The following is a 9411-nucleotide window of genomic DNA, read 5'->3' on the forward strand; positions in this document are numbered from 1 at the left end:
CCGCCCTGTGGCCCTGCGGCCGGACTTCTGCCGGTCGGTTCTGCGAGACCGTGGTCTGGGCGTGAGACCCATGTGCGGGACGTGGGTTTCGTCTGTGGATGACGGTCTGGGATTCCGGGCCGGGCGCGTGTGCGGTCCTGCCGGGGTGTGCGGTGGTGAGACCGCGGATTGCGGGTGAGACCCGTGTGCAGGGCGTGGGTTTCGTGCGCGGAGGCCGGTGTCGGTGAGGCGCGCGGTCGTGGGGGACTGTCCCGTGGTGAGACCGCGGTTTGCGGGTGAGACCCGTATGCAGGGCAAGGGTTTCGTGTGTGGATGACGGTGTGGGATTCCGGGCCGGGCGCGTGTGCGGCCCTGCCCGGGGTGTCCGGTGGTGAGGCCGCGGTTTGCGGGTGAGACCCGTGTGCAGGGCGTGGGTTTCGTGTGTGGAAGTCGGTGTCAGTGAGGCGCGCGGTCGTGCGGGGGCTGTCCGGTGGTGAGACCGCGGTTTGCGGGTGAGACCCGTGTGCAGGGCAAGGGTTTCGTGTGTGGATGACGGTGTGGGATTCCGGGCCGGGCGCGTGTGCGGCCCTGCCCGGGGTGTCCGGTCGTGAGACCGCGGTTTGCGGGTGAGACCCGTGTGCAGGGCGTGGGTTTCGTGTGTGGAAGTCGGTGTCGGTGAGGCGTGCGGTCGTGCGGGGACTGTCCGGTGGTGAGACCGCGGATTGCGGGTGAGACCCGTGTGCAGGTCGTGGGTCTCGTGTTCGGGTGACGGTGTCGTGGTGCGGCGTGCCCCTATGACGAGGCATCGGGCTCGACAGTCGGTCCGCGCGCGACGAGTCAGGTGTGTGATGAGGGCCGCGAACGCGTGACCTCTCGGGGGCTGAGCCTCAGCGTCGCGAGCATCCCCTCCTGCGGCGGACGCACGAGCGGCACCCCGGCAGCGCGCAGGGCGAGCCGAACAGGCTCGACCTTCCAGGCATCGGCCAGATCCCACCGTGCGAACGGATGCCCGTTTCGGCGCAGCCTGTCTTCGCGGCGCTTCTCGTCGGTGAGCCGCTGCGCGGCCGCATCCGGATTGTCGAGGTCGTACTTGGCCCATCCGTCTGCTTCGCCGATCGCTCGGCTCGACGGGAAGAAGAAGTCAGCCCGGTCCCTCGTTCCCTCGTAAGCGAACTCGGTCTGCAACTCTGGCGTCTCGAATCCGCACCATCCGATCACTGCGCGGCTGACGCTCTCGCCGGGCGACTCCGAACTTTCGTCGGCATTGGTCCAGGCCCACCGTGCGCGGGCGCGGCCCCTGCTGCTCACCTGCCCCTCGAGGACCTGCCCAGCGGTCGAGCGCTGGACGTCTCCGCCCTGGAACGGCGACATCGCGGCATCGGCGACGGCCAATCCCTTCGCCGGCGACAGGACTCTCGTCAGATCGACGGCCGTATCGAGAAGGTTGGTGCAATGGATGCCGGCGATGGAGGTGACTCCTCGGGGATCCGCGGAGGAGTGGACCGCGACGTCTCCGAAGCGTCGCGACTTCTCACCAGCATCCGCCAATACGTGGATCAGGGCGGTCTCGCCGAAATGCGGCAGGCCATGCAGCACGGCGGCGGATTCGAGACACAGCACCGCATCCGGATGCGTCCGTGCGAAGGCGTGCACCCGCGCGGCGTAGCGCTGCCAGGGGCGGAGTGCGTCGTACAGGTCGCGACGTGCGTGGACGCCGCGCCGCACACGAAGGAGTCGCTGACTCGCTGCGCGCAGCCCCAGCATCCGCATCTCGGCACTCACGATCAGGGGCACGGGGGAGGTGATGAAGGCGCGATCGGCGAGAGTCTGCACAGCAGCATCCTCCCCGCAGCGAGTGGCATCGCCGGCCGTGGGGCGCTGGTTGGTCCGGACGCTGTGGGGGAGTGGCCCCGGATGCTGCGCAGTGCAGGAGCAGTTCACTGCCGTCGGCGGTTCGCCCGATGATTGCCCCACTTGAGACCTCTCTCACAGGGTGAGACCCACGCTGTAGTCGTGGGTCTCGTGCACGGATGCCGGTCTGGCGCCGCGTGGGGGCCGGACACCGGTGAGACCTCTCTCGCCGGGTGAGACCCACGGTGCGGACAGGGGTTTCGTGCACGGATGCGGGTCTCGTGCCGCGTGGGGGCCGGGCACGGGTGAGACCTCCATTGCCGGGTGAGACCCACGGTGCGGACAGGGGTTTCGTGCACGGATGCGGGTCTCGTGCCGCGTGGGGCGCCGGACACGGGTGAGACCTCCATTGCCGGGTGAGACCCACGCTGTGGTCGTGGGTCTCGTGCACGGATGCCCGTCTCGCCGACCAGCGGCTGAACCGCCGGGGCAGCGCGGCAGCGGACAGGCCCGAAGCGGGGCAACAGATAGTCACAACGCGCACATAGGAATCTCCGGGCACAATGGGTGTATGGGTGCGCATGCACCCGCAGACTTCACGCCGGGTCCGCCGTCTCGCGGGCCCCGACAGAAACGGAAACCCATGGCAGCCGCGAAGAGCAACACCAACTGGTTCGTGATCGGAGTGTCCGCGGCAGTCGTGGTCGTGCTGGCCGTGCTCGCCACTGTCGTGGTGCTCTTGAACAACCAGGCGAACGACCCGGGCACCGCCCCGACGAGCGACATCGTCAACCAGGAGACCGGGGCGATCACGTTCGGTTCCGGTGAGGACGAGATCGACACGTTCGTCGACTTCATGTGCCCGATCTGCGGTCAGTTCGAGGATGCCTACGGCGAGCAGCTGCAGACCGCTGCGGCGAACGACGAGATCACGCTGAACATCCACCCGATCTCCATCCTCAACCGCTACTCGACGACCGGCGAGTACTCGTCGCTGTCGGCCGGCTCGATGTACTGCGTGGCTGAAGAGGCCCCGGATGCGGCGCTCGACTACTTCAATCTGCTCTTCGAGAACCAGCCGGCCGAGAACACCGCCGGTCTCAGTGCGGACGAGCTCAGTGCCCTCGCCGAGCAGGCCGGCGCCGGCGCGGCCGCGGACTGCATCGCCGATGGCACGTACATGAAGTACACGGAGTCGCAGGCGAAGGAGCACGAGATCAGCGGCACCCCGACCGTCGAGGTCAACGGCGACCGCATCGAGAACGCGCAGATCGCCGCCGAGTTCGCCAAGATCCTCGGCTGATTCAGCCACTGCGACGGGAGTTCCGGCATCCTGCTCAGGTTGCCGGAACTCCTTTCGTCGTCTAACATAGATCTTTGGTGCCTTGTGCCCTGATTCGGCGTGTCTGAATCGGCGTGGCGCCGCAATCCCAATCACCCACCGCAGATCGACCGGTCTGCAGAAGCGTCAGCGAGGCTATGGCTAAGAAAGACGGTGTCATCGAGATCGAAGGAGTGATCTCCGAGGCTCTGCCCAACGCGATGTTCCGTGTTGAGCTCTCCAACGGACACAAGGTCCTTGCAACGATCTCCGGAAAGATGCGACAGAACTACATCCGCATCATCCCCGAGGACCGCGTGGTCGTGGAGCTCAGCCCCTACGACCTCACCCGCGGCCGCATCGTCTACCGCTACCGCTGATCGGTCGAGAAGTAACGGCCTGCCCCAGCTCGGGGCGGTACGAAGACAGCGAACAGGAATCATCATGAAGGTCAACCCCAGCGTCAAGCCCATCTGCGATCACTGCAAGGTGATCCGCCGTCACGGCCGCGTCATGGTGATCTGCAAGAGCAACCCGCGCCACAAGCAGCGCCAGGGCTGAAACCCCTGTCGGTTCGCCGGCAGGACTCTTCGGATCTGACACACAACTCAATACACACAACGGCAGGATCAGACGTTTCGACGGGCTCAACGGCCCACCGGAACTGACACCTCGGGGCGGAGGCCCGAGCACCGATCCTGCTCCACACCTCCACAACACTCAGGAGAACCGCATGGCACGTCTTGCCGGCGTTGACATCCCGCGCGACAAGCGCGTGGTGATCGCCCTTACCTACATCTACGGCGTCGGCCGTACCCGCTCGGTCGAGATCCTCAAGGCGACCGAGATCGACGAGAGCATCCGCGTGAAGGACCTCAGCGACGACCAGCTGATCGCCCTCCGCGACCACATCGAAGGCAACTACAAGGTGGAGGGTGACCTGCGCCGCGAGGTCGCCGCAGACATCCGCCGCAAGGTCGAGATCGGCTCCTACGAGGGCATCCGCCACCGTCGTGGTCTCCCGGTCCGTGGCCAGCGCACCAAGACCAACGCCCGTACCCGCAAGGGCCCGAAGCGCACCGTCGCCGGCAAGAAGAAGGCCCGCTAAGCAGCGGCCCCAGGGACTAGGAGAACATTTTCATGGCTGCACCCAAGGCCGCCGCGCGCAAGCCGCGCCGCAAGGAAAAGAAGAACATCGCGCTGGGCCAGGCCCACATCAAGTCGACGTTCAACAACACGATCGTCTCGATCACCGACCCGTCCGGCGCGGTCATCGCCTGGGCATCGTCGGGTGGCGTGGGCTTCAAGGGCTCGCGCAAGTCGACCCCGTACGCCGCCGGTATGGCTGCCGAGTCTGCTGCCCGCCAGGCAGCGGAGCACGGCGTCAAGAAGGTCGACGTCCTCGTGAAGGGTCCGGGCTCCGGCCGCGAGACCGCGATCCGCTCGCTCCAGGCCGCAGGCCTCGAGGTCGGCTCGATCCAGGACGTCACGCCGCAGGCGCACAACGGCTGCCGCCCGCCGAAGCGTCGCCGCGTCTGACACGGCTTGTTGAGCCGCTCGTGCCTCAGGGTGCGAGCGGCTCGACGCCCGTCCCTTCGACATGCTCAGGGACCGGGCATCGACTTCCACAACTCAAGACCTCACCCCACCACATGTCATATAGCGGGCATGTGATCGAAAGGAACACAGAGTGCTCATTGCACAGCGTCCCACACTGACCGAGGAAAAGATCGTCGAGAACCGGAGCCGGTTCATCATCGAGCCTCTGGAGCCCGGCTTCGGATACACGATCGGCAACGCGCTTCGTCGCAGCCTGCTGTCGTCGATCCCCGGCGCCGCGGTCACCAGCGTTCGCATCGACGGCGTGCTGCACGAGTTCAGCACCATCCCCGGCGTGAAGGAGGATGTCACCGAGATCATCCTCAACATCAAGCAGCTCGTGGTCTCGTCGGAGCGCGACGAGCCCATCACGGCGTACCTGCGCAAGACCGGTTCGGGCGAAGTGACCGCCGCTGACATCTCGGCTCCGGCCGGTGTCGAGGTCCAGAACCCCGAGCTCGTCATCGCGACTCTCAACGAGACCGCGAAGTTCGAGCTCGAGCTCACCATCGAGCGTGGCCGTGGCTACGTCTCGGCGACGCAGAACCGCAACGAGTACGCAGAGGCCGGTCAGATCCCGATCGACTCGATCTACTCGCCGGTGCTCAAGGTCAGCTACCGCGTCGACGCCACCCGTGCGGGTGAGCGCACCGACTTCGACAAACTCGTCCTCGACGTCGAGACCAAGTCCGCCATCAGCCCCCGCGACGCCGTCGCGTCGGCTGCCAAGACGCTCACCGAGCTGTTCGGTCTCGCTCGCGAGCTGAACGTCGAGGCTGAGGGCATCGAGATCGGCCCGGCACCGGTGGAGGCAGTGAACTCCAGCGAGCTGTCGATGCCGATCGAGGACCTCGACCTCTCGGTCCGCTCTTACAACTGCCTGAAGCGTGAGGGCATCAACACTGTTTCTGAGCTCGTCGCCCTGTCGGAGACGCAGCTCATGAACATCCGCAATTTCGGCCAGAAGTCGGTCGACGAGGTGCGCGACAAGCTCATCTCGCTCGGTCTGTCGCTCAAGGATTCGGTGCCCGGTTTCGACGGCGCCCACTTCTACGGCGGCAGCGAAGACGAGTCCTTCTGACCCACCCGGATTGTCATCTGGCAGTGGCCAGCTGACCCGACCTTTTCTGACCAGGAGTTAGACGATTATGCCCAAGCCCACCAAGGGTCCCCGCCTCGGAGGCGGCCCCGCACACGAGCGCCTGCTGCTTGCCAACCTCGCGGCGGCTCTGTACACCCACAAGTCGATCAAGACGACCGAGACCAAGGCCAAGCGCCTGCGTCCGCTCGCCGAGCGCCTGATCACCTTCGCCAAGCGCGGAGACCTGCACGCTCGTCGTCGCGTTCTTTCGGTCATCGGTAACAAGGATGTCGTGCACACCCTGTTCGCCGAGATCGCACCGCTGGTCGCTGACCGTGAGGGTGGCTACACCCGTATCACCAAGGTCGGCAACCGTAAGGGCGACAACGCTCCCATGGCCGTGATCGAGCTCGTCCTCGAGCCCGTCACCCCCAAGGCGAAGTCGACCAAGAAGGCCGCCAAGGCTGAGAAGCCCGCCGAGGTCGTCGAGGAGGCTCCCGCCGAGGAGGCTCCCGCCGAGGAGGCTCCCGCGGCTGACAACGAGGCCGGCGCAGAGTCGCAGGCCGAGGGCGAGGCCGCTGAGGCCGCCGCTGAAGACGCTGTGGAGAAGAAGTCCGAGTAAGGACCTCGCTCACGGCGAAGCCCGCCGCCCCTTCCGGGGTGGCGGGCTTCGTCGTCTCCGGGGGCGGAGGAGAAGAGGCTCAGACCCGGGCGCGCAGGTCCTTGCGCAGGATCTTCCCCGATGCCGACTTCGGGATCGCATCGATGAACTCCACCTGGCGCACCTTCTCGTGCGGGGCGACATGGGCCGCGACGTGGGCGATCACCGCATCCGCATCGAGATCGGCCCCCTGCTGTCGCACGACGAATGCCTTGGGAACCTCCTGGCCGTCGTCGTCGAGGGCTCCGATGACCGCGGCATCCGCGATCGCAGGATGCTCGAGCAGCACAGCCTCGAGCACGGCGGGTGCGACCTGGTAGCCCTTGTACTTGATGAGCTCCTTGAGTCGATCGACGATGCGGAAGACGCCGTCGTGCGTGACCGTCGCCACGTCGCCGGTGTGCAGCCAGCCGTCGGCGTCGAGCATCTCTGCCGTGGCATCAGGGCGGTTGAGATAGCCCTTCATGACCTGCGGACCGCGGATCAGCAGTTCACCGGGTGCGCTCGCGCCCTCCAGGGGCGCCTCGACGTCGGTTCCGTCCTCCGCGACGAGGCGAGCCTCGGTGTTCGCGAGCAGCATCCCGACCGTGGATCGGTCGATGTCTTCCCGGTCGTAGGGGATGGCATGGGTCACAGGACTCGTCTCGGTCATGCCGTACCCCTGGCACACGATGCAGTCGAGTCGCTTCTCGACGGCGGACGCGAGAGACCCGTCGAGTGGGGCAGCACCCGAGAAGATCACCTTCACGGCCGACAGATCGTACTGATCGACGAGCGGATGCTTCGCCAGGGCGACGGCGATGGGTGGCGCGATGAACACCCAGGTGGTGCGGTGCTCCTGCACGACGCGGAGGAACTCCGTGAGGTCGAACTTGGGCATCGTCACGAGCGCGGCCCGCTGGCGCAGGGCGAAGTTCAAGAGCACGGTCATGCCGTAGATGTGGAAGAACGGCAGCACGGCGAGCACGCGATCGTCGTCGCCGAGCGAGATGGTCGAACGGCACTGGCTCACGTTCGCGATGAGGTTGCGGTGTGTCAGCATCACCCCCTTGGGTCGGCCCGTCGTGCCGGACGAATACGGGAGCACGGCGAGGTGCGTCGCCGGGTCGAACGACACCTCGGGGGCCGGATGTCCTTCGCCGAGTAGCGCGGGAAGCGACGGATGCCCCTCGGCACCGTCGAGGACGATGAGGTGATCCGCATCGATGCCGAGCGACTCGGCGGCCGCCTTCGCGCCGGGGAGCAGAGGGGAGACGGTCACGAGCCAGGTCGCCTCGGCATCCGTCAGCTGGTTGGCGATCTCTTCGGGGGTGTAGAGGGAGTTGATGGTCGTCGCGGTGGCTCCCGCGCGCAGGATGCCGTGGAACACCGTCGCGAACGCGGGGACGTTCGGGCACAGCACGCCGACCGTGGTGCCGACGCCCACACCGCGAGCGGACAGTGCGCCGGCGAACAGATCGATCTGACCGATCAGCTGCCGGTAGGTGGTCGTCGCGCCGCTGACGCCGTCGATGAGCGCGACCGCGTCGAGGCGATCCTCATCGACGTCGCCGAACAGGAACTCGTGGATGGAGACCGCGGGGATCTCGACATCGGGATAGGAACTGCGCACCATGAAGATCTCCTTCGATCCGGTGAGGCGACGACGCCGTCTGATGCGATCCAGTGTCGCACAACAGGGCACCGAGTCCCAGAGTGTCCGTGCAACGCGTCAACGCGCTCGGAGGCCCGGGAGTAGGCTGATCCGGTGACTGATGCAGAGACCCTGAGCCGAGGGCCTCGCGCCTACACCGCCTTCATCGGGATCGGCCTTCTCGCAGGCCTCCTCTCCGGTCTCTTCGGCGTGGGTGGAGGCACCGTCATCGTGCCGCTGCTCGTGCTGTTCCTGCACTTCAACCAGCGCCTCGGAGCCGGCACGTCTCTCGCGGCGATCGTCCCGACGGCGACGGTCGGCGTGGTCTCGTATGCGATCAACGGAGCAGTCGCGTGGATCCCCGCGCTGATCCTCGCCGCGGGCGCCGTGGTGGGCGCGCAGATCGGCACCCGACTGCTGCCCAAGATCTCTCAGACCGTGCTGCGGTGGTTCTTCGTGGGCTTCCTCGTGATCGTCATCGTCAGCCTGTTCCTCGTGGTGCCCTCGCGCGACGCCGAGTTCGAACTGCAGCTGCTGAATGGCCTGGCCCTGCTCGTGGTCGGTGTCGGCACCGGCATCCTCGCGGGCCTCATCGGCGTGGGCGGCGGGGTCATCGTCGTGCCCGTGCTGATGCTGGCGTTCGGCACGAGCGACCTCGTCGCCAAGGGCACGTCGCTGCTCATGATGATCCCCACCGCGATCTCGGGCACCATCGGCAATCTGCGCAACCGCAACGTCGACCTCGTCGCCGCCGCGTTCGTCGGTATCTCGGCGTGTGCGACCACGGCACTCGGCGCGTGGCTCGCCACGCTGATCGACCCGCTCGTGGGCAACATGCTCTTCGCGGCATACCTCGTGTTGATCGCGGTGCAGATGGCGATCAAAGCCGTCAAGGGGCGCAAGAAGAAGGACTGACCCGGCAGCTCCCCTCTCCGGACGACGGCCTGGGGGAGTGGTCCGCCTGGACCCCGCGCCAGGCGTAGATGAAACGATCTTCATCTCAGACTCATCGTCACGTCATCATCGACCGGCATCATGAAGTCATGACCGACATACGACGCCTCCTGATCCCGAGCGCGTTGATCGCCATTCCGGTGATCTTCGCCGCCGGAAGCATCGCGCTGGCGCAGATGCCGCCGTCGCCGCGACCTTCAACGGGATGCTCGACAGGCTCGAGACCGTGCATGCGACCCAGCAGCGGTTCGTCGACGATGCCGGCCACGAGCTGCGCACACCCATCACGATCGTCCGCGGGCAGCTCGAGCTGCTCAGCGAAGACCCCGAGG

Annotated in this window: 11 protein-coding genes; 9 read left to right on the forward strand and 2 right to left on the reverse strand. The window is 66.6% G+C overall.

What is annotated here, in order from left to right; genetic code table 11:
* Window positions 1-816: 816 nt before the first annotated feature.
* Window positions 817-1812, reverse strand: coding sequence for a hypothetical protein (locus IXW21_RS15470; protein ID WP_194765142.1), 996 nt, complete (start codon window positions 1810-1812; stop codon window positions 817-819).
* Between the two features lie 661 nt (window positions 1813-2473).
* Between IXW21_RS15470 and IXW21_RS15475 the strand changes: the two genes are divergently transcribed.
* The 7 genes from IXW21_RS15475 to rplQ all read left to right on the forward strand — a co-directional run bounded on the left by IXW21_RS15475 (window position 2474) and on the right by rplQ (window position 6453).
* Window positions 2474-3133 (forward strand): DsbA family protein, encoded by a 660-nt coding sequence (locus IXW21_RS15475; protein WP_194765143.1) that lies wholly within the window; start codon window positions 2474-2476, stop codon window positions 3131-3133.
* Between the two features lie 176 nt (window positions 3134-3309).
* Entirely contained in the window at window positions 3310-3531 is a 222-nt protein-coding gene (gene infA / locus IXW21_RS15480) for a translation initiation factor IF-1 (RefSeq protein WP_017201569.1), read from the forward strand.
* Window positions 3532-3595: 64 nt separating this feature from the next.
* On the forward strand, window positions 3596-3712 hold the full coding sequence (gene rpmJ, locus IXW21_RS15485) for a 50S ribosomal protein L36 (protein WP_005050492.1): 117 nt from the start codon (window positions 3596-3598) through the stop codon (window positions 3710-3712).
* A 172-nt stretch (window positions 3713-3884) separates the two neighbouring features.
* Window positions 3885-4259: a 30S ribosomal protein S13 gene (gene rpsM / locus IXW21_RS15490; RefSeq protein WP_017829190.1), complete on the forward strand. Its 375-nt coding sequence runs from the start codon at window positions 3885-3887 to the stop codon at window positions 4257-4259.
* A gap of 32 nt (window positions 4260-4291) precedes the next feature.
* Window positions 4292-4690, forward strand: coding sequence for a 30S ribosomal protein S11 (rpsK, locus tag IXW21_RS15495; RefSeq protein ID WP_017829189.1), 399 nt, complete (start codon window positions 4292-4294; stop codon window positions 4688-4690).
* A 151-nt stretch (window positions 4691-4841) separates the two neighbouring features.
* On the forward strand, window positions 4842-5831 hold the full coding sequence (locus IXW21_RS15500; protein ID WP_042538798.1) for a DNA-directed RNA polymerase subunit alpha: 990 nt from the start codon (window positions 4842-4844) through the stop codon (window positions 5829-5831).
* 67 nt (window positions 5832-5898) lie between these two features.
* A complete protein-coding gene (gene rplQ / locus IXW21_RS15505) occupies window positions 5899-6453 on the forward strand; it encodes a 50S ribosomal protein L17 (RefSeq protein ID WP_194765144.1) in 555 nt (184 codons plus the stop codon).
* A gap of 79 nt (window positions 6454-6532) precedes the next feature.
* Here the strand turns inward: rplQ and IXW21_RS15510 are convergent, their stop codons facing one another.
* Window positions 6533-8107: an AMP-binding protein gene (locus IXW21_RS15510; protein ID WP_194765145.1), complete on the reverse strand. Its 1575-nt coding sequence runs from the start codon at window positions 8105-8107 to the stop codon at window positions 6533-6535.
* Between the two features lie 132 nt (window positions 8108-8239).
* On the opposite strand from IXW21_RS15510, the gene IXW21_RS15515 reads away from it, so the two are divergent.
* Entirely contained in the window at window positions 8240-9040 is an 801-nt protein-coding gene (locus tag IXW21_RS15515) for a sulfite exporter TauE/SafE family protein (protein ID WP_194765146.1), read from the forward strand.
* A gap of 244 nt (window positions 9041-9284) precedes the next feature.
* Window positions 9285-9411 (forward strand): histidine kinase dimerization/phospho-acceptor domain-containing protein (locus IXW21_RS15520; protein ID WP_323742276.1); only part of this gene is annotated, 127 nt, incomplete at its 3' end.

The sequence above is a fragment of the Microbacterium sp. UFMG61 genome, assembly GCF_015354505.1.
Taxonomy (GTDB): domain Bacteria; phylum Actinomycetota; class Actinomycetes; order Actinomycetales; family Microbacteriaceae; genus Microbacterium.

What these genes read in the sequence shown, in the direction of transcription:
- IXW21_RS15475 (WP_194765143.1), top strand. Translation starts at nt 2,474, where the DNA reads ATGGCAGCCGCGAAGAGCAACACCAACTGGTTCGTGATCGGAGTGTCC.
- infA (WP_017201569.1), top strand. Translation starts at nt 3,310, where the DNA reads ATGGCTAAGAAAGACGGTGTCATCGAGATCGAAGGAGTGATCTCCGAG.
- rpmJ (WP_005050492.1), top strand. Translation starts at nt 3,596, where the DNA reads ATGAAGGTCAACCCCAGCGTCAAGCCCATCTGCGATCACTGCAAGGTG.
- rpsM (WP_017829190.1), top strand. Translation starts at nt 3,885, where the DNA reads ATGGCACGTCTTGCCGGCGTTGACATCCCGCGCGACAAGCGCGTGGTG.
- rpsK (WP_017829189.1), top strand. Translation starts at nt 4,292, where the DNA reads ATGGCTGCACCCAAGGCCGCCGCGCGCAAGCCGCGCCGCAAGGAAAAG.
- rplQ (WP_194765144.1), top strand. Translation starts at nt 5,899, where the DNA reads ATGCCCAAGCCCACCAAGGGTCCCCGCCTCGGAGGCGGCCCCGCACAC.
- IXW21_RS15510 (WP_194765145.1), bottom strand. Translation starts at nt 8,107, where the DNA reads ATGGTGCGCAGTTCCTATCCCGATGTCGAGATCCCCGCGGTCTCCATC.